The 20,298-nt window shown below is 74.9% G+C and carries 13 protein-coding genes (1 of these 13 running past the window's edge); 6 read left to right on the forward strand and 7 right to left on the reverse strand.

Annotation, left to right across the window (positions count from 1 at the left end; genetic code table 11):
- The first annotated feature begins 8 nt into the window (after positions 1-8).
- Together SVTN_RS20205 and SVTN_RS20210 are read left to right on the forward strand one after the other, a co-directional pair.
- Complete coding sequence (locus tag SVTN_RS20205; protein ID WP_041130360.1) at positions 9-1,106, forward strand: M23 family metallopeptidase; 1,098 nt, start codon at positions 9-11, stop codon at positions 1,104-1,106.
- Between the two features lie 46 nt (positions 1,107-1,152).
- Positions 1,153-2,100 carry an aldo/keto reductase gene (locus SVTN_RS20210; protein ID WP_041130361.1) on the forward strand — a complete coding sequence of 316 codons (948 nt, stop codon included), beginning with the start codon at positions 1,153-1,155 and terminating at the stop codon, positions 2,098-2,100.
- Here SVTN_RS20210 and SVTN_RS20215 read toward each other — a convergent pair.
- The 4 genes from SVTN_RS20215 to SVTN_RS20230 all read right to left on the reverse strand — a co-directional run bounded on the left by SVTN_RS20215 (position 2,097) and on the right by SVTN_RS20230 (position 7,061).
- Positions 2,097-3,410, reverse strand: coding sequence for a PrsW family intramembrane metalloprotease (locus SVTN_RS20215; RefSeq protein WP_245727931.1), 1,314 nt, complete (start codon positions 3,408-3,410; stop codon positions 2,097-2,099). The genes SVTN_RS20210 and SVTN_RS20215 overlap by 4 nt on opposite strands.
- A 65-nt stretch (positions 3,411-3,475) precedes the next feature.
- Complete coding sequence (gene trmB / locus SVTN_RS20220) at positions 3,476-4,195, reverse strand: tRNA (guanosine(46)-N7)-methyltransferase TrmB (RefSeq protein ID WP_086829634.1); 720 nt, start codon at positions 4,193-4,195, stop codon at positions 3,476-3,478.
- 146 nt (positions 4,196-4,341) lie between these two features.
- Positions 4,342-5,526, reverse strand: a complete 1,185-nt coding sequence (gene lhgO, locus SVTN_RS20225) for an L-2-hydroxyglutarate oxidase (RefSeq protein WP_041130364.1) — start codon at positions 5,524-5,526, stop codon at positions 4,342-4,344.
- 89 nt (positions 5,527-5,615) lie between these two features.
- Positions 5,616-7,061, reverse strand: coding sequence for an NsdA family TPR-like regulatory protein (locus tag SVTN_RS20230; protein ID WP_041130365.1), 1,446 nt, complete (start codon positions 7,059-7,061; stop codon positions 5,616-5,618).
- Positions 7,062-7,624: 563 nt separating this feature from the next.
- Between SVTN_RS20230 and SVTN_RS20235 the strand changes: the two genes are divergently transcribed.
- Both SVTN_RS20235 and SVTN_RS20240 read left to right on the forward strand, forming a co-directional pair.
- Positions 7,625-9,802: an asparagine synthase-related protein gene (locus SVTN_RS20235; protein ID WP_078908421.1), complete on the forward strand. Its 2,178-nt coding sequence runs from the start codon at positions 7,625-7,627 to the stop codon at positions 9,800-9,802.
- 99 nt (positions 9,803-9,901) lie between these two features.
- On the forward strand, positions 9,902-13,423 hold the full coding sequence (locus SVTN_RS20240) for an AfsR/SARP family transcriptional regulator (RefSeq protein WP_078908422.1): 3,522 nt from the start codon (positions 9,902-9,904) through the stop codon (positions 13,421-13,423).
- On the opposite strand, the gene SVTN_RS20245 is transcribed toward SVTN_RS20240, so the two are convergent.
- Together SVTN_RS20245 and SVTN_RS20250 are read right to left on the reverse strand one after the other, a co-directional pair.
- On the reverse strand, positions 13,410-15,488 hold the full coding sequence (locus SVTN_RS20245) for a sigma-70 family RNA polymerase sigma factor (RefSeq protein WP_041130366.1): 2,079 nt from the start codon (positions 15,486-15,488) through the stop codon (positions 13,410-13,412). The genes SVTN_RS20240 and SVTN_RS20245 overlap by 14 nt on opposite strands.
- Positions 15,489-15,694: 206 nt before the next feature.
- The gene (locus SVTN_RS20250) at positions 15,695-16,477 is read right to left on the reverse strand and encodes a TetR/AcrR family transcriptional regulator (protein ID WP_041130367.1); all 783 of its coding nucleotides are present in this window, start codon (positions 16,475-16,477) and stop codon (positions 15,695-15,697) included.
- Positions 16,478-16,832: 355 nt separating this feature from the next.
- On the opposite strand from SVTN_RS20250, the gene SVTN_RS20255 reads away from it, so the two are divergent.
- Both SVTN_RS20255 and SVTN_RS20260 read left to right on the forward strand, forming a co-directional pair.
- Positions 16,833-18,197 (forward strand): NAD(P)/FAD-dependent oxidoreductase, encoded by a 1,365-nt coding sequence (locus SVTN_RS20255; protein WP_041130368.1) that lies wholly within the window; start codon positions 16,833-16,835, stop codon positions 18,195-18,197.
- A gap of 106 nt (positions 18,198-18,303) precedes the next feature.
- Positions 18,304-19,944, forward strand: coding sequence for an ATP-binding SpoIIE family protein phosphatase (locus tag SVTN_RS20260; RefSeq protein ID WP_041130369.1), 1,641 nt, complete (start codon positions 18,304-18,306; stop codon positions 19,942-19,944).
- On the opposite strand, the gene SVTN_RS20265 is transcribed toward SVTN_RS20260, so the two are convergent.
- A protein-coding gene (locus SVTN_RS20265; RefSeq protein ID WP_041130370.1) for an MFS transporter crosses the window boundary here: on the reverse strand, positions 19,941-20,298 show its final stretch. Its footprint extends 917 nt past the window's final position; only the last 358 of its 1,275 coding nucleotides appear in the window; its start codon lies off the right edge, out of view — the gene reads right to left on this strand; its stop codon occupies positions 19,941-19,943. The genes SVTN_RS20260 and SVTN_RS20265 overlap by 4 nt on opposite strands.

Below are 20,298 nucleotides of genomic sequence, written 5' to 3' on the forward strand. Positions count from 1 at the left end.
GCGCCTCCGTGGCGTCCAACACCCCCGCACCCGAAGCCCCCTTCGATGCCTTCGGTGGCGGTGCGGGTCTTTCCGCCCCGGACACCGAGTGGAACCCCACCGAGGGCTCCCTCCGCGCCGAGAGCCGCTCCGGCGGCCGGCACCGGGTCGTCAAGCAGCGCTCCAACTTCGCCCGCTCCTCCACCGTCCTCGGCGTCGGCGTGATCGCGGCCGTCGGCGCGGGCGGCCTCGCCACCGCGCAGGACAAGCCGCCGGTCGCCATATCGCTGCCGGACCTCCCGGACCTGAACCTGCCGGACGCCCACGACCTCCCCGGCGTCGGCGACCTCCTCCCCGAGGAGGAGAGCGCGCCCGTCACCACGGCCGCCGCCGCCAACCCGCTCACCGCCGCCACCTACACCACCGCGGCCGACGAGCAGACCACCGCCCCCGCCGCGGGCGAGGCCCTGCGCGCCCGCATCCTCCAGCAGGCCGAGCAGCAGCAGGCCTCCGCCGACGCCGCCGAGAAGGCCGCGGCGGAGAAGGCGGCGGCCGAGAAGGCCGCCGCGGAGGCCGAGGCCAAGGAAGCCGCCGCGGAGAAGGCGGCCGCCGACGCGAAGGCGAAGGCCGAGGCGGAAGCCAAGGCGAAGGCCGAAGCGGAGGCCAAGGCGAAGGCGGAGGCCGAGGCCAAGGCGGCCGAGGCCGCGCGCCTCGCCCAGCTCGCCGCCGGCTACTCGCTGCCGGTCTCCTCGTACACCCTCACCGCCACCTACATGCAGTCCGGATCGATGTGGTCCTCCGGCTACCACACCGGCCTCGACTTCGCCGCCCCCACGGGCACCCCGCTCAAGGCGGTCCACGGCGCCACCGTCAAGTCCGCGGGCTGGTCCGGCTCCTACGGCTACCGGATCGTCCTGGAGCTGGAGGACGGCACCGAGGTCTGGTACTGCCACCTCTCGTCCATGCTGGTCGGCGCCGGCCAGACCGTGTCCACCGGCGAGACCATCGGCCGCGTCGGCGCCACCGGCAACGTCACCGGCGCCCACCTCCACATGGAGGTCCACACCCCCGGCGGCTCCGGCATCGACCCGATGGCCTGGCTCCAGTCCAAGGGCCTGAACCCCTGAGAACCCGCACGGAATAGGCCCGGCGGCGGGGAGGGTTGATCCACACATGACCTCTCTCCGCCCGCTGGGCAGCTCCGATCTGCACGTCTTCCCCGTGGCACTCGGCGGCAACGTCTTCGGCTGGACCGCCGACGAGGCGCAGTCCTTCGCCGTCCTCGACGCCTACGCCGCCGCCGGCGGCAACTTCGTCGACTCCGCCGACGTCTACTCCGCCTGGGCCGAGGGCAACGAGGGCGGCGAGTCCGAGACCGTCATCGGCCGCTGGCTCGCCTCCCGGGGCAACCGCTCCGACATCGTCGTCGCCACCAAGGTCGGCGCCCACCCCCGGTTCAAGGGCCTGTCCGCCACCACCATCAAGGCGGGCGCGGAGGAGTCCCTCCGCCGCCTCGGCACCGACCACATCGACCTCTACTACACGCACTTCGACGACGAGTCCGTCCCGGTCGAGGAGATCGTCACCGCCCTCGACCAGCTGGTGAAGGACGGCAAGGTGCGTGCCGTCGCCGCCTCCAACATCTCCCCGGAGCGGCTGCGCGCCTCCCTCGACTTCGCCGAGGCCGAAGGCCTCGCCCGGTACGTCGCCCTCCAGCCGCACTACAACCTGGTCTCGCGCGACACCTACGAGGGCCCGCTCCTGGAGACCGTCGAGCAGGCCGGGCTCTCGGCCGTCCCGTACTACGGTCTCGCGGCCGGCTTCCTCACCGGCAAGTACCGCCCCGGGAAGACCGTCGAGAGCGCCCGCGCCTACCGCGCCGCCGCGCTCGCCGAGACCGAGCGGGGCCAAGCCGTGCTCTCCGCGCTCGACACGGTCGCCGAGGCGCACGGGGCGGAGCTCGCCACCGTCGCCCTCGCCTGGCTCGCCGCCCGGCCGACCGTCGCCGCGCCGATCGCCTCGGCCCGCACGGTCGAACAGCTCCCGGCCCTGGTGGCGGCCGCGGACCTGAAGCTGACGGAGGCGGAACTGGCCCTCCTCACCGAGGCTTCCGCGAGCTAACTCCGATACGGGTTGTAGCCGTCGTAGTCCAGGTACTGCGGCGGCGCCCAGGCCCGGCCCGTCGCCCGCGCCGCGTACGTGAGGGCGGGGGAGGCGACCGCGCGGCGCTGCCACAGGTGGTGCAGCAGCTCCTGCTCCCGGGCCGGGAAGTCGGGTCCCGCCGCGCCGCGCCGGGCCCGGTTCCGCAGGAACGCGAGGGTCGTCGCGAAGGACTCGTACTCGCCGACCGCGCGGGCGGCCGGCGGGCCGTACGTCCGGGCGGCGAACGCGCGGGCCATCTGCCGGGCGCGCATCGACGACAGCGCGACCGGCTCGGCGGGGGCGAGCCAGCCGGCCGCCGCGTACGCCGGGAGCTCCCCGGATATCGTGCGCAGCTCGCGCTGCCGGCTCCACACCGCCAGCCAGGTCAGCAGGCCGAAGGCCGGGACCATGAGCGCCCCGTACACCGCGTAGAAGGCCAGCGGGCCGCCGACGGTGGCCGAGCCGTTCCAGGTGGCGTGCAGTCCCATGGCGAGCAGCAGCCCGGTCAGCGGCAGCAGCACCCGGCGCAGCCGCTTCCCGCGCGGCGCGAGGGCGGCGAAACCGAAGCCGATGCCGGTGAGCACGGTGAACAGCGGATGCGCGAACGGCGACATCACGACCCGTACGAAGAAGGTCGCGGCGGTCACCGAACCGAGGCCGGTCGAGCCGAACTCCTGGTCCTCGCCGAAGGCGTTGCCGAGATAGAGGATGTTCTCGGTGAAGGCGAAGCCGGTCGCGGTGAAACCGGCGAACACGACCCCGTCGACGAGCCCGCCGAAGTACCTCCTGCGGAACAGGAACAGCAGCAGGATCGCGGCGGCCTTGGCGCTCTCCTCCACCACCGGGGCGACGACGGTGGCCCCGAGGGTGTCGGCGGAGTCCGGATCGGCCGTGGCCGTGGCGATCCAGCGGACCGCGAAGGAGTTCGCCAGGATCGCGACGAGCGCGGCGGCGAAGGCGCCCCAGGCGAACGCGAACAGCAGGTTCTTCCAGGGGCCCGGCTCGACCCGGTCGAGCCAGCGGAACGCCGACATGAGCAGCGGTACGGGAAGCACGGCGAGGCCCAGGCCGACGAGGAAGCCCTGCGTGCCGGTCTGCTCGCGGACCAGCACCAGGATGACCAGGGCGCAGAGCGCGAGCAGGGTGACGACGGCGACCGCGCGGACCAGCCGGCTGCGCCAGAAGGCCCGGCGGGGCCGATAGCGCCACTGGGACCGGTCGGCGGCGGCGGGGAAGGCCGGCTCCTCGGCGTCCCGGTGCGGTACGGGAACGGGTCCCTCGACGGGCACGGGTCCTTCGACGGGCACGGGGTTCGACACGTGATCGACCCTAACGACCCGCACCGACAGCGGGGCTACTTCCTCCGGAAGAGCAGATCGTGCACGACGTGCCCCTTGTCGAGGCCCTGTCCCTCGAAGCGGGTGAGGGGCCGGAAGTCGGGGCGGGGCGCGTAGCCGCCGTCGGCCTGCGTGTTCTCGTAGTCCGGGTGCGCGGAGAGCACCTCCAGCATCTGCACGGCGTACTCCTCCCAGTCCGTGGCGCAGTGGAGCACGGCCCCGGGCTTCATCCGCGGCGCGAGGAGGCTGAGGAACTCGGGCTGGATGAGCCGGCGCTTGTGGTGGCGGGCCTTGGGCCACGGGTCCGGGAAGTAGACCCGACAGCCGTCGAGGGTGGCGTCGCCGAGCATCTCGCGGAGCAGGATGATCGCGTCGCCGTTGGCGACGCGGACGTTGGTGAGCCCGTTGCGGTCGGCGAGCCCGAGGAGATTGCCCTGGCCGGGGGTGTGCACGTCCACGGCGAGGATCCCGGTCGCGGGATCGGCGGCGGCCATCTGGGCGGTCGCCTCGCCCATCCCGAAGCCGATCTCGAGGACGACGGGCAGTCCGTCGAACATCTCTTCGAGATCGAGGACCCGCTTGCCGTCGATGTCGAGTCCCCAGTCGGGCCACCGCTTGAGCATGGCCTCGGCCTGCCCGTACGTGACACGGCTGCGGCGCGGCTGGAAGCTGCGGATCCGCCGCTCGTGGTGGGCCCCGGCGGGATCGGGCATGGGCCCCTCGCCGGGGGCGAACATCCGACTGCCGCGCCGCGGGGCGGGCTGGACGGGGTCGGCGACGGGCTGCGGGCCGTTCTCAATCTGCTCAGACACAATGCGACCAAGTCTACGGCGGACCGCCCGGAAGCCCCTCCGCCCGACCCCGCGCCCGTGTGGGCGGCGGGCTACAGCCGCGCCAGCGCCCGCCCCGCCACCTCGCGCCCGATCGGCAGCGAAGCGGTCGCCGCGGGCGAAGGCGCGTTCAGGACGTGCACCGTCCGCGCCGCCTCGCGGATCAGGAAGTCGTCGACGAGCGTCCCGTCCCGCAGCACCGCCTGCGCCCGCACCCCCGGCGCCGCCCGCCGCAGGTCGGACTCCGACACGATCGGCAGCAGCCGCCGCACGGCCTCCGTGAAGGCCCGCTTCGACACGGACCGGTGCAGTTCGCCCGCCCCGTACCGCCAGTGCGCCCGCGCGATCGCCCACGAGCCGGGCCACGCCAGGGTGGCGCCGAGTTCGCGCGGGCGGACGACGGACCAGCCGTACCCTTCCTTCGCGAGCGCCGGGACCGCGTTCGGCCCGATGTGGACGCCGCCGTCGATGCCCCGGGTCAGGTGCACCCCGAGGAACGGGAAGGCCGGGTCGGGGACGGGGTAGACCAGGCCCCGGACAAGCGACGGATCCGCGAGCTCGTAGTACTCCCCCCGGAAGGGGACGATCCGCATGCCCGGGTCGTCGCCCGCGAGCCGCGCGATCCGGTCGCAGTGCAGCCCCGCGCAGTTGACCAGGACCTTCGCCCGCACCACGCGCCCGTCGGCGGTCCGCACGGCCACCCCGAACGACCGCCGGTCGACGGCGACGACCTCCGCGCCGTACAGGATCCGCGCCTCGGAGGCCTCGGCGAGCCGCTCCGCCACCGCCCCGTAGTCGCAGATGCCGGTCGTGCCGACGTGGATCGCGGCGAGCCCCCGCACCCGCGGCTCGTACTCGCTGATCTGCGCCGGGCCGAGCTCGCGCACGGGGATGCCGTTCTCCCGGCCGCGCTGCACGAGCGCGTGCAGCCGGGGCAGCTCCTCGCGCGCGGTGGCGACGATGATCTTCCCCGTCACCTCGTGCGGAATGCCCCACTCCGCACAGAACTTGACCATTTCGGCCGCGCCCTCGACCGCGAACCGCGCCTTGAGCGACCCCGGCCGGTAGTAGATCCCGCTGTGGATCACCCCGCTGTTGCGCCCGGTCTGGTGGCGCGCGAGCGCGTGCTCCTTCTCCAGGACCGTGACCCGGGTGCCGGGGGCGGCACGCGTCACCGCGTACGCCGTCGAGAGACCGACGATCCCGCCGCCGATCACCAGCACGTCACAGTCAAACACCAGCGCCACCTCCCACCCCGATAGTGCACTGGCCCACTGACAATGCCGCTAAACGCCCACACCGTGGGACGTGCGTCACGTCGGATCCGTCACGCCGGAGCGACGAGCAGCGGGCGGGCCCGCTCCCGCAGCTCCATGACGCGCGGCTCGTCCCCGTACGGTTCGAGCCGGTGCAACAGGTCCCGTACGTACTCGGTCGTCCGCGCCGAGGAGATCCGCCCCGCCACCTCCACCGCGCGCGTACCGGCCGCGCAGGCCGCGTCCAGGTTGCCCGACTCCAGCTCGGCCACCGCCGACACCACCAGCCGCAGCCCGTGCGAGCGGACGAACTCCTCCGTCGGCCGGGACAGCGCCTGCTCGGTGAAGCGCCGCACCTCGCGCGGCATCCGCAGGTCCCGGTAGCACTCGGCGGCGTCCGCGCAGAACCGGTCGTACGAGTAGAAGCCGAGCCAGGTCGGGTCGGCGTCGCCCTCCCGCGAGCGCTCCAGCCAGCCCTCGGCGGACTTGAGCGCGGCCGCGGCGGCGGCCCCGTCGCCGGCCTTGGCGTGCGCGCGGGCCTCGACGAGCCGGAAGAAGGACATGGTGCGGGCGGTGGCGAGCCCCCGGTTGCGTTCGAGGGCGGCCTGGGCGAGGTCGACGCCCTCGTCGGCGAAGCCCCGGTAGGTGGCCTGGAGGGACATGGAGGCGAGGACATAGCCCCCGAGGGGCACGTCGGCGGCGGCGCGGGCGAGCCGGAGGGCCTGGATGTAGTAGCGCTGGGCGGCCTCCTGCTGCCCGGTGTCGAAGGCCATCCAGCCGGCGAGCCGGGTGAGCTCGGCGGTCGCGCCGAACAGGTTCCGGCCGACCTCGTCCGAGTACGAGCCGAGCAGCAGCGGCGCCGCGTCCACCCGTAAGCACTCGGGCACCATCGACGAACGCCAGTCGCCGCCGCCGTACTTGGAGTCCCAGCGGCGGGCGTCCTCGGCGGCCTCGCGGAGCTTGGCGACGTCGCTGTGGCCCACGCGCACGTGCTCCGCGGCCGACGCGCCCGCCGCGCCGGCGCCGACGGGCCGCGGGGCCTCACGCTCCACCGACGGATCGGCGGGGGTTATCAGCCAGCGGGACGCGGGCGTCGCGTACGCGCTGACCGCGAAGGACCCGGCGAGCGACTGCCAGATGCCGCCCCCGCCGGCCCGTCGGCCGGCGAGATCCAGCCGGTACAGATCGGTGGCCGAGCGGACCGCCTCGCCCACGTCGCGCGGGAAGGCGAGCCCCACCTCGGGCGCCGGGTCGGCGTCCGCGAGCCCGATCTCGTGCAGCGGCACGGGCCGGCCCAGCTTCTGCCCGATCGCGGCGGCGATCAGGTGCGGCGCGGCGCCCTGCGGCACCATGCCCTTGGACACCCACCGGGCGACCGAGGTCTTGTCGTAACGAAGCGTCAGTCCCCGTTGCGCACCGAGGTCGTTGACGCGCCGGGCGAGCCCGGCGTTGCTGATTCCCGCGAGGGCGAGAACCGTGCCGAGCTTTTCGTTCGGCCCGCGTTGCTCCCTGGACATGACGCCACCCCTCGACCACCCAGACGGCCGCCACGACGCCGGGCATAGGCGTGCGGCATTCGTAAACACAGCGTAGTTCGCCGCATCCCCACCGTTAAGGGGCGGTGTTCCGTATGGCGAGATTGTTGTGTGACCGTGCGACGGACGGGGCCGGCGGAGCGGCTCGTGCTCCCGCCGTGTGGCCGTGCGCCCGGCCGTGCGCTCTCGTCCGGCCGTCGGGGGAGCGCTTCCATGAATATCGCGTGGGTCGGCCCGCTCGGCCGGGAACGGAGTCCCGGACCGGCGGGCTGGGGGACACCGCCGCCCCATTCCCCGCGGGCGGCGGTCGGTGCCGGGAGGCGGGAGCGCCTCCCGGGCCGCCGGTGGCCCGGCGCCCCGCCCGGACGCCCGCCGAAACCTCCGACGGGGATCGATATTTGGCCGAATGACGCCGGTGCGCAGCCGATCTTCAACTGGCCCATGCCAGGGGCGCATTCGGCTTTCGCGCGCGTGCACCCGGACCCCGCCCCGTGCGCCGTTGTCGTGGCAGCATGTCCTCCACCGAAACGGATGTGGAGGCGCCGATGCGATGGCTGGTGGGCTGGAGCAGTGTCGCCGCGAGCTTCGCAACGGCCGCGGGGGGCCGGGCGGGGTCGGTGAACGGCGCGTACGCCTCGTCCTCCCCGTACGACCCCGGATACGCCCCCGGTCCCGACCGCGCGGCCGAGGGGCGCACGGTGCAACCGGTGGGCGCACAACTCCTGTGGGGCGACCCCGATCCGCTGTGGGCGGTCGGCGACTGGCGCCCCGACGAGGTGCGCGTGGTGGCCGTCGACGACCACACCCGCCTCGCCGTCCTCGGCTGCTGCGCCGCGAGCGACGAGGAGCTGCGGATCGGCCTGCTCACCGCGCGCGGGGGCGCGTTGCGGCACCTGACCGCCTGGCCCGGCAGCTACACCGCCGTCGTGAAGACCGGCCGCCGCGTCACCGTCACCGGCGACCTCGCGGGCGCCCGGCCGGTGTTCCACACCCCGTGGGCGGGCGGCACCGCGTACGCCACGGCCGCCCTGCCGCTCGCCGACCTCGTCGAGGCCCAGCTCGACATCGGCCACCTCGCCGCCCTGCTCGCCTGCCCCGAGACCCCGGAGGCGCTGCGCGACTCCACCCCGTACGAGGGAGTGCGGCGGGTGCCGCCCGGCCACGCGCTGATCCTGCGGGAGGGCTCGCGCGAGATCACCGGCTACGAGCAGGTGGCCTCGCTCGCCGTCGCGGCGCCCGAGGCCGACCCCCGACAGGCCGTCGAAGGGGTACGGGACGCCCTGATCGAGGCCGTACGAGCCCGGCTCACCGCCCCCCGGCACGCGCCCGAGACGCCCCTCCCCGACCCGGGCCCGGTCCCCGGCATGGGACCGGCCGACCGGCGCGCGGCCCGGGGCGCGGGCCCGGCGCCCGGCATCGGCGCCGACCTGTCCGGCGGCAGCGCCTCCGGCACGCTCGCCCTGCTCGCGGCGGGCCTCCCGGGGGTGCCGGGCACGATCACCGGACACGGCACGGGCGCGGGGGAGCGGCTGCTCGCCGTCACCTTCAACGACCTGGCGACGAGGGCCGGTGCGCGGCGTACGGCGGAGCTGGAGCGGGCGCGGGAGATCGCGGCGGACCCGCGCCTCCACCACGTCGTCGTCGCGGGAGGCGAGGAGGCGCTCCCGTACGCCGCCCTGGACGGCCCGCTCACCGACGAGCCGGGACCCGCCCTGGTCACGGCCGAGCGGCACCGCAGGCGGCTCGCGGGCGGCAGCGCCGACCACTTCACCGGCATGGGCGCGAAGCAGGTCCTGGACGCACACCCGGCGCGCCTCGCCGACCTGTTGATGGACCGCAGGCGCCGCTCCCTGGTGCGTCCGGTGACGGCGCTCGCGAAGGCCTCGGGCCCCTCGGCGGGCTCGCTGCTCGTCCCGCTGACGGTGTACCGGGCGGCGCGGAAGCTGGCCCGCACCCCGTACCGCACGGGTCTGGAGGCGGCGGCGAGGCGGGTCCTGGAGGCGAACCGCACGGCCCCGGACGGCTTCGGCCCCCTGGAGGCCTCGCTCTCCGCCCTCACCTGGTCGCGGCCGGGCCCGGCGGCGCGCTGGCTGACGGGCGAGGCCCTCGCTGAAGTATCGGTTCGCCTGAACCGGGCGGCGACCCTCCCGGCCTCCGTCCAGCGCCCCGGCGAGGCACGCGCGCGTGCCGCCCTCGCCCGCGCGGCGGCCGACCACCGCGTCCTGGAACAGGCCGCCGAGATCCGGGGCCAGCGCCTCCACGCCCCCTTCCTCGACAACCAGGTCGTACGGGCCTGCCGCGACCTCCCCGAATCGCTCCGGGTCCAGCCGGACGCCCGGGCCGGCGTCCTGCGCACGGTCCTCTCCGGCGCCGGCGTCCACGACCTCCCCCCGGGCTGGGGCGCCCCCCACCCGGCCGTCCCGGCCGCCGCCACGCGCGCGGGCCTGCGCGCAGCGCTCCCGGAACTCCTGGCCCTCTTCGACGCCCCGCTCCTCGCCGACGCGGGCCTGATCGACGCGCGCGTCGTCCGCAAGGCCCTCCGCGCGGCGACCGACGGCGCCGCCGTCCCCCTCGACGGCCTCGCCGACCTCGTCTCCACCGAGCTCTGGCTCCGCCGCCTCCTCGCCCGCCGGGGCTCCTGCTGGACCAACACGACCGAACCCCGGGCCCACCGCGCGGTCCAGGGCCCCCTGATCCCGACGTCCCGCTCGCTGCCGGCCTGAGACCGCGCCGCACGGCGGGTCGGCGCGCCGGTGCCTTCTCAGGGACCCACCGGGGTAAACCCCGAGGCGCATGTCATACCCGCCCGACACAATGGGTCGGTGCGGTATCTCATCCTCGGCACCACCGAGGCCCTTCGTCCCGACGGCACCCCGCTCCCCCTCGGCGGCGCCCGGCTGCGCGCGCTGCTCGCCGCGCTCGCGCTGCGCGGCGGACGGGCCGTCTCCGTCGGCGAGCTCGCCGACGACGTGTACGGGGACGCCCCGCCGCAGGACGCCCCCGCCGCCCTCCAGGCCCTGGTCGGGCGTCTCCGCCGGATCCTCGGCAGGGAGGCCGTCGCCTCCACACCCGGCCCCGGCTACCGCCTCGCCGCCGGCCCCGACGACATCGACCTGTACGTCTTCCAGCGCAGGGTCGGGGAAGGCGCCGCCCGCCTCGACGCCGGCGACCCCGACACCGCCGCCGCCCTCCTCCGCGAGGCCCTCGGCCTCTTCCGGGGCCCCGCCCTCGCCGACCTGCCCGACCCGGCGGGCGTCCGCCCCGAGGCCCAGCGGCTCGCGGCACTCCGCCGGCGCGTCGAGGCCGATCTGCGCCGGGGCGCCACCGACGGACTCGTACCGGAGCTGACCGAGCTCACCACCACGTACCCGTACGACGAGGCCTTCCGCGCCCATCTCATCCGCGCCCTGCGGGCCGAGGGCCGCCACGCCGACGCCCTCGCCGCGTACGAGTCGGCCCGCCGGACCCTCGCGGACGCCCTCGGCACCGACCCGGGCCCCGAACTCGCCGCCCTCCACCACGAACTCCTCACCGGCACGCCCCCGAAACCACCCACGCCGACGCGCCCGCCCGGGGTGGCCACCGCCGCACCCGGGACGAACTCCGCCGCACCCGGGACGAACCCTGCCGGGGCCAGGACAGCCCCCGCCGCACCCGGGACGGCCCCCGCCCCGACCCGTACGGACCCGTCCGCCCCGCCGTCCGCACAAGAGCCCACGCAAAAGCGCACGCAAGAGCTCGTACAAGAGCCCGTACAAGAGCCCGCGCAAGAACCCGGGCGAGAGCCCGTACAAGGGCCTGCGCAAGAGCCCGCGCAAGAGTCCGTACAGGAACGCCCCGCCCCCGAGGCCGGCAACATCCGCCCCCGCCTCACCTCCTTCGTCGGCCGTGAGCCCGAGCTCGCCGCGCTCCACGCCGACCTGACCCGTTCCCGGCTCGTCACGCTCACCGGCCCCGGCGGCTCCGGCAAGACACGGCTCGCCGAGGAGGCCGCGCTCCGGGCCGTCGGCCCCGCCGCCTGGATCGCCGAACTCGCCCCGCTCGACGACCCCGACGCCCTCCCCGGCGCCGTCCTCTCCGCGCTCCGCCTCCGCGAGGTCAACCTGATCACCACCCGCGACGGGGTGCCGCTCCAGGACGACCCCACCGCCCACCTCGTCGAGCACCTGGCCCGCCGCCCGCTGCTCCTGGTCCTCGACAACTGCGAGCACGTGATCGACGCGGCCGCCGCCCTCGCCGAGACCCTGCTCACCCACTGCCCGCAGCTCCGCATCCTCGCCACCAGCCGGGAACCCCTCGGCGTCCCCGGCGAGTCGGTCCGCCCCGTCGAGCCCCTCCCGCCGGACCCCGCCCACCGCCTCTTCGCCGAGCGGGCCCGCACCGTCCGCCCCTCCTTCGACCTCGCCCGCGACGGCGGCGAGGCCGTCGACGAGATCTGCCGCCGCCTCGACGGCCTGCCGCTCGCCATCGAACTGGCCGCCGCCCGGCTGCGCCTCCTCACCCCGCGCCAGATAGCCGACCGCCTCGACGACCGCTTCCTTCTCCTCACCTCCGGCTCACGGACCGTCCTGCCCCGCCAGCAGACCCTCCGCGCGGTCGTCGACTGGTCCTGGGACCTGCTCGACCCGGCCGAGCGCACCCTGCTCCGCCAGGTCTCGGTCTTCGCCGGCGGCTGGGACCTGGCCGCCGCCGAGGCCCTCTCCCCGCACGCCGCCGACGCCCTGGGCGCCCTGGTCGACAAGTCCCTCGTCGTCGCCACCCCCACCGAGGGCGGCGAGATGCGCTACCGGCTCCTGGAGACCATCCACGAGTACGCGACCGAGCGCGCCGCCGAGGAACCCGAGCTGCTCGCCGCCGCCGAGGCCACCCACACCGCCCACTTCACCGCCCTCGCCGAGACCGCCGATCCCAAGCTCCGCTCGGCGGAGCAGCTCCCCTGGATCGACCGGCTCGAACGGGACCTCGACAACATCCGCGCCGCCCTCCACCGCACCCTCGTCACGGCCCCCGACGAGGCCGCCGCCCTCCGGCTCGTCTTCGCCGTGGGCTGGTTCTGGTGGCTGCGCAACTACCGCCCCGAGGGCCTGGCCTGGGTCGAGCGCGCGGTCGCCCTCGGCGAGGACCCGGACGACCCCGCCGACCCCCGCCACTGGCCCCGCATGCACCTGCGCATGCTGCACTTCTTCCTCGGGGTGGAGAGCAGCACGATGGGGGACTTCAAGGAGCCGGAGACCCTCGCGCTCGTCCGGCGCGTCCGCGCGGCGTTCGGCGAGGAGCCCGGCCCCGAGTCGGCCCGCTTCCCCGGCCTGCTCTGGCCGTTCACCGCGTACCTCACCGAGGAACCGACCGTGGTCCGCGACCTCCTCGACACCGCCGTCGACAACTGCCGCCGCCACGGCGGCGACTGGGAGCTCGGCGTCAGCCTCATGTTCCGTACGCACATGGTCGTCGACATGCCCGGCGGCATGCCCGACGTCGACGAGGCCCTGGCCGAACTCCGCGGCATCGCCCGGCGCGTCGGCGACCGCTGGATGGGGGCCCAGATCGCGAGCGCGGCGGGCGAGGCCAACATGATGCGGGGCCGGCTCGAGGACGCGGGCGAGGCGTACGAGGAGGCCCTCGGTCTCGCCCGCGAGGTCGGCGCCCACGCCGAGGCCCCCTTCCTCCTCGGCCGCCTGGCCGAACTGGAATACCGCCGCGGCGACCTGGAGGCCGCCGAGCGGACCCTCGACGAGTCCGCACGGGAGGCCGACCGCTACCACGTACGGGACAGCCAGACGTACGTCTGCTTCCTCCGCGCCGCCTTCGCCCTCCACCGCGGCGACGTCACGGAGGCCCGCGCCCAGCTGGAGGCGGCGGGCCGGACGGTCTCGCTCGGCACCCCGCCCCCGCACTTCGAGGCGGCGGTGACCGGGATCGCCGCCCGCGTCGAGGCGTACGAGGGGAAGGGAGCCGTCGCCGTCGCCACGGCCGTCACCGCGCTGCGCACCGCCCGGGACGCCCAGTGCGCGGACTTCATCACCACCGGCCTGGCGGAGGGGCTCGCCGTCACCCTGTCCGAGGCGGGCGAGGCCGACCTCGCCGTACGGGTCATGGCCGCCGTCGACCACTGGCGCCGGGACATGCCCCGCTCGGTCCCCGAGCTGCGGGACGTCGAGTCCGTGACGGCCCGGGCGGTCGCCGAGCTCGACGCGTCCGCCCTGGCCGCCGCCCGCGCGGCCGGCGCGGGCCTCGGCGTCGACGAGGTCCTCGACCTCGTCGAACCGTTCGCCGCCGCCCCGCAGGACGCCGCCACGCAGGACGCCGTCCCGCAGGCCGCCGGGAGGGCCGTCAGGAGCAGCTGATCAGGGACTCCGCCCAGTCCGCGACCGCGGCCCGGCCGAACGGCGTGTGTTCCTCCACCACGAGCCGGATCGAGGAGCGGCCCGCGATGTCGACGTGCACCGGGACCGGCGGGTCGCCCGCCTGGACGACCCGGGAGCGCCAGAGCCGCTGCCCGTCCCCATAGACGGAGAAGCGGACGCCGCCGACGCCGAGCTGGGCGCTCAGGTCGTCGATGCCGACGATCGCGTCGTAACTCGTGCACTGCCGGTTGAGGTCGATGAGCAGCGAGGACGGCGCGTGGACGCTGACCCCGTGCGCGTACTGGGTGCCGCCGATGGACAGGCCGGTGCGCTGCCACATCCAGCTGCTGTCCGAGAGGGACACCTCGGGCTTGGTGCCGTCGCCGAAGACCCCGTACTGCAGCTCGTTGACCTGGTAGACGGACGGCGGGGCGGGCTTCGGCTTGGGCTTCGGCTTCGGGCGGGGCGCCTCGGGCTTCGGCGTCGGCTTCGGGCTCGGCTTCGGGGTGGGCTTGGGCGTCGGCTTCGGAGCCGGTGGCGGCGTCGGCTTCGGCGTGGGCTTCGGGGGAGGCGGCGTGGGCGTCGGCGGCTCGGAGGTGACGGGCGGGGCCGGGGGCGCGGGCTTCGGGGAGGGCTTCGCCGAGGGCGCGGGCTTCGGCGGCGCGATCGGGGTGACGACCGGCTGCGTGGGCTTGGGCGCGGCCACGGGCTGCGGGTCCCCGGCCATGGCCCAGACGAGCCCGGCGGCCGCGGCGACCGCTATGGCCGCCGCGATGCCGGCCTTCGCGGGCGCGCCGAGTCCCTCGGCGGCGGCCCCGCCCGAGGCGGCGCCCCCGGAGGACCCGGAGGCGGCGGCCGCCGCGCCCGCACCGGCCGCGGCGGCGGTGCCGCCGGCGACGACACCGGCAGCCTTGAGCGAGTACCCGGCGGCGAACCAGCCGATGACGGCGACGGGCAGGAGCGCGGGGATCCCGGCGTTCACATGGGCCAGCTCACCGGCGGCGAGCCGGCACTTGGCGCATTCGTCCAGGTGCTTGCGCAGGCCGCGCTCGGCCCGCATCCGCAGCCCGCCGCGCGCGTAGGCGCCGAGCCGGTCCGCGTAGCGGGCGCAGTCGCCGCCCGCGGTGAGCGACTGACTGACGTGGGCCTGGAGGTAGGCCTGCTTGAGACCCTCGCGGGCCCGGCTGGCGAGCACGGCCGTGGCGTTGGCGGTCAGTCCGAAGAGCGGGGCGACCTCGCTCGGGGACTCCTCCTCGACGGTGGTGTGCCACAGCACGGCCTGCCAGCGCTCGGGCAGCGAGCGGAAGGCCTGCATGGCGAGGGACTGCTCGGCCTCGTGCATGGCGCGGACGTCCGCGCCGAGGTCCATGGTGTCCTGGTCGGAGACCTCGGAGGAGCGGGCGGCGTCCGCGGCGAAGACCGCGAAGTCCTCGACGAGGTGTTCCCGCTTCTGGGTCCTGGCCCAGTTCGCGGCGACCCGCCGGACGGTGGTCATGAGGTAGGCGCGCACGGCCTGTTCGGGCCCGGCCCCGCCGCGTACGGCCTGGAGGGTGCGGGCGAAGACCTCGGCGGTGAGGTCGTCGGCGGTGTGCGCGTCCCGGCAGCAGGTCTTGGCGTACCGGCGGACGGCCTCGGAGTGGCGGCGGAACAGCTCCTCGTACGCGGAGTCGTCGCCGTCCCGCATGAGCTGGACGAGCTCGGCGTCGGAGGGCGGCAGTTCGAGCGGCGGCGGGAGTACGGTGTCGGGCTCGGAAGCGGAATCGTCGAGGTCGGCGTCGCCGTCACCGCTGTCGGCGACTCCCGACCCGGCGGCCGCTCCCGCGACGGCCCCGGCACCCGGCCTGCCCTCACGCTGCTGCGGCACGCTCGCGTCGACCGGCTCGGCATGCGGCTCGGTGTGTACGGACGGCGCCCCTGGTGCTCCGGAAGACGTCGGTGTTCCGGAAGACGTCGGCGCGCCGGAGAGACCTCCCGGCCCGCCCTGGCTCGGAACCTGCCGAGGGGGAAGGCCCTCGGTCTCCGCGCCGCCGCCGACCAGCGGATCGTCCCGACTGTCACCGCTCATCGCGGAAGCCCCCGTACGCACGCTCAGACCCGAATGTCGGCCAAGCCTGCCACAGAGCGAGGGCATGCCGAAGCGCCGCGTCCACTTACCACTCGTCCGGGGCGACTTCCTGTATCCGGGCGTAACCGCTCACACGTTCGCGTCATGCTCACTGGTCCGCCCGGACCACGAAGCCGGACCACGAAGAACGCCGTCCGTGAAAGGTCCTACCGGGAGCGCAGCCCCTCGAGAAGGATGTCGAGGAGCCGGGCCGAGGCCGCCGCCTGCTGCACCGCGTCCGGCAGGGCCGGGGCGGCGGTGGCGATGACGAGGAGGACGTCCGCCACGGTCACGTCCGTGCGCAGCTCACCCGCCTCACGCGCCCGGTCGACCAGCCGGCCGACGACCTCCAGGAGCTCCGAGGCCCCCGCGTCGTCCCGCTCGTCGGCGGGCACCTGGCGCGGCGCGACCACACGCGCGTCGGTCGGCTCGGCGACACCCCGCTGGTACGGCACCCGCGCCGCCCCGTCCGCGTCGTCCGCGCCGAGCGGCACCCCGGACTCGTCCACGCCCACCCGCAGCACCTGCGGCGGCAGGAGACGGCCCGCACCCGAGGCCACCGAGGTCCGCAGGAACCGGGAGAGCGCCGACCACGGCTCCTCCTCCTGGCCCAGCGCGGCCCGCGCCTGCTCGGTCAGCCGGGAGGTCTCCTCCTCGGCTATCCGCCGCACCAGCACGTCCTTGCTGGGGAAGCGGCGGTAGACGGTGCCGACCCCGACGCGGGCGCGGCGCGCCACGTCCTCCATCGGAGCCCCGTAGCCGAGCTCGCCGAACACCTCGCGCGCGGCCCGGAGCACGTGCTCCAGGTTCCGCTGGGCGTCCACCCGCAGCGGCGCGGACCTGCCGCCCGCCAGGGGCGCGGCGCCCCGCGCGTCGACGGCCCCCGGGACGTGCCCGTCGACGGTCGCCGTTCCGGCGCCCGACTGCCACCGTGAATCCTGAATCTGCATAAGCGTTCCCCCGCTCATGATGTCTCCCCCCGGAGACTCCCCGCCCTGACACGGGGCCTCTGGCGGACGAGCGCTTCGGTCCACGCGCGCTCCGATCCGACACCCCGATGAAGTACGAACATAGTTGAGTCGGGGTCAATTCAGAAGGGGGAGTTCCGTACGGTGCGCCCCCCGATCGGAGCAAGGCCCGGAAGACTCCCGATTCCGACCCCTCTCCGGACCCGCCCCACCCACCGTGACCTGCACGGTTTCCCCCGCACCTCCCTCGCGCGCCACCCCGCGCCTCCGTACCCCTCCGGTCACACAATTTGCCGAGCCTGTGGACAAACCACGGACGGGGGTGCGTCATGGGACAGTGACCGAACCTGCGCGCATTCTCGTGGTCGGCGGTGGCTACGTCGGCATGTACACCGCGCTGCGCCTCCAGCGGCAGCTCGGGGCGGAGCTCAGAGCCGGCACCGCCGAGATCGTGGTGGTCACCCCCGAGCCGTACATGACGTACCAGCCGTTCCTCCCGGAGGCCGCGGCCGGCAACATCTCCCCGCGCCACGTCGTCGTGCCGCTCCGCCGCGTCCTCGACCGCTGCCGCGTCGTCATCGGCGAGGTCCGGTCCGTCGACCACGCCAAGCGCACCGCGACCCTCTCCACCCTCGCCACCGAGGAGGAGGGCACCGGCACCGTCGAGATGACGTACGACGAGCTGGTCGTCGCGCCCGGCTCGGTCTCCCGCACCCTCCCGGTCCCCGGCCTGGCCGACCACGGCATCGGCTTCAAGACCGTCGAGGAGGCCATCGGCCTGCGCAACCACGTCATCGAGCAGATGGACATCGCCTCCTCCACCCGCGATCCCGCGATCCGCGACGCCGCCCTCACCTTCGTCTTCGTCGGCGGCGGCTACGCGGGCGTGGAGGCGCTCGCCGAGCTGGAGGACATGGCCCGCTACGCCGCGCGGTACTACCACAACGTCAAGCCCGAGGACCTGCGCTGGGTCCTCGTCGAGGCCTCCGACCGGATCCTCCCCGAGGTCGGCGAGGACATGGGCCGGTACGCCGTCCGCGAGCTGCGCGGCCGGAACATCGACGTGCGCCTGGAGACCCGCCTGGAGTCCTGCGAGAACCGGGTCGCCGTCCTCAGCGACGGCACCCGCCTGCCCACCCGCACCGTCGTCTGGACCGCCGGCGTGAAGCCCGCACCCGTCCTCGCCGCCACCGACCTGCCGCTGAACGAACGCGGCAGGCTCCGCTGCACCGCCCAGCTCGCCGTCGAGGGCACCACGCACGCGTGGGCGGCCGGCGACGCCGCCGCCGTCCCCGACGTCACGGCGAAGGAGCCGGACAAGGAGTGCGCGCCCAACGCCCAGCACGCCGTCCGCCAGGCCAAGGTCCTCGCCGAGAACATCGCGGCCTCCCTCCGCGGACAGCCGCTCAAGGAGTACGCGCACGCGTACGTGGGCTCCGTCGCCTCCCTCGGCCTCCACAAGGGAGTCGCCCACGTCTACGGACGCAAACTCAAGGGATATCCGGCCTGGTTCATGCACCGCGCCTACCACCTCAGCCGCGTCCCCACCTTCAACCGCAAGGCCCGGGTCCTCGCCGAATGGACCCTGTCCGGCCTGTTCAAACGGGAGATCGTCTCTCTCGGCTCCCTTGAACACCCCCGGGCCGAATTCGAACTCGCCGCAGCTCCACCCCCCGGCGACGGCGACAAGCCGCAGTCCTGACATCACTGTCAGTGCACTCGTCCACACTGGACGTGTGACCATAGGTGGGCTCACACCTGCACAGCGTGACTCTGCACGGCACCGACACCACGAGGCATACAGATCCGTGAACTTCACCCGTTGGAGCGCCCGGCTCCCCGGCACGCAGCGCCGCGCGGCGCGGGGGACCGAAGGCTCCGTGCCCGCCGCCCGCGGTGAGTACGGTCAGCAGCTGGAGCAGCCCGACAACGAGGCCGCCGAGGCCGCCGACATCCCTGCCCTGGAGGACTTCTCCGTACGGGAGCTGCTCGGCCGACTCCCCGGCCTCGTCGCCCTCGTGTACGGCCCGGAGCACCGCATCGCGTACGTGAACGACGCGTACGCCGCCGCGTTCGGCCCGCGCCCCGCCGGCGCCACCGTCGCCGACACCTGCCCGGAGGCCGAGGAGCTCGGCCTGCTGCCCCTCATGGACCAGGTGCTGCGCAGCGGCAAGCCCCGCACGGTCAAGTCCCGGCGGACCAAGGACGGCGGCTCGTACACGGTCACGTGCCTGCCCGTCGACAGCCCCCGCCTCGACGGCGGCGGGGTCCTCGTCCACGCCGCCGACGTCACCGACCACGCCGAGGCCGCCGAGCGGCTCCGCGCCAGCGAGCGCCGGCACCGCGAGACCGCCGTCACCCTCCAGCGCTCCCTGCTCCCGCAGGAGCTGGAGCAGCCCGACGACCTGCGGATCGCCGCCACCTACCAGCCCGGCGTCGCGGACGCGGCCGTCGGCGGCGACTGGTACGACGTGATCACCCTCGGCGCCGGCCGCACCGCGCTCGTCATCGGCGACGTGATGGGCCGGGGCGTCCGCGCCGCCGCCGTCATGGGCCAGCTCCGCACCGCCGTCCGGGCCTACGCGCGCCTGGACCTGCCCCCGCACGAGGTCCTCCAGCTCCTCGACGGCCTCGCCGCCGAGATCGACGCCAGCCAGATCGCCACCTGTGTGTACGCGATCCACGACCCCAACGAGGGCAAGCTGGTGTACGCCTCCGCCGGCCACCTCCCGATCCTCGTACGGGACGAGGACGGCACCGTCCGCCGCGCCGAGGACCCGACGGGACCGCCGCTCGGCACCGGCGGCTGGCTGCACGCCTCGGGTTCCATCGCCCTGCCGCCCGGCTCCACCGCCGTCCTCTACACCGACGGCCTGGTCGAGCGCCGCCGTGAGGACATCGACGAGGGCGTCGCGGCCCTGGCCCGCGCCCTCGCCGGCGCCAGCGGCACCCCGCAGGTGGTCTGCGACCGGCTCCTGCGCTCCCTGGGGGTCACCGCCGAGCACGACGACGACGTCGCCGTCCTGGTCGTCCAGCACCCCTCCCGCAAGGGCGCGGACGCCGAGCTCTTCCACAACGCCGCCCTGGAACTCCTCGGCGGCGTGGAGGCCGCCCCCCGCGCGCGTGCCTTCGCGTCCGGAGTCCTCTCCTCCTGGCGCTTCCCGGTGGAGCTGCGCGACCTGGGCGTCCTCGCCACCAGCGAGCTCGTGGCGAACTCCCTCCAGCACGGCACCCCGCCCATGCGTCTGCGGCTGCGCCGCACCGACCGCCGCCTGATCATCGAGGTCACGGACGGCGACGACCACCTGCCGCGCCGCCGCAGGGCGGAAACGGAGGACGAGGCGGGTCGCGGAATCTCGATCATCGCGACGATCGCCTCGTCCTGGGGGAGCCGCCGCACACCGGGCGGCGGCAAAGCGGTCTGGTGCGAGTTCGCCCTGCCGGACTAGGCAGCCGCGGTCTCGCTCTCGCGCACCGGCTCGTGCCGAACGACCACCTTCGAAGGCTTGAGGGCCAGCGAAGGCTGGTCCTGCTCGGGAGTGAGCCGCTTGCCCAGACGCAGGGCCAGGAACGTGATCCCGAGCGAGAACAGCACGAAGGTCACGATGTACGGACCGTGCAGCGCGGCCCCCATGGGCCCGCCCACGGCCGGACCGACGGCCAGCGCCAGCTGCTTCACCAGGGCGAAGGCCGAGTTGTACGACCCGACCATCGACTCCGGCGCCAGATCGGCCACCAGCGGCGCCACGGTCGGCGACAGCATCGCCTCACCGAGCCCGAAGAGGGCGTACGTGGAGACGAAG

The organism is Streptomyces vietnamensis, assembly GCF_000830005.1.
Lineage (GTDB): Bacteria > Actinomycetota > Actinomycetes > Streptomycetales > Streptomycetaceae > Streptomyces > Streptomyces vietnamensis.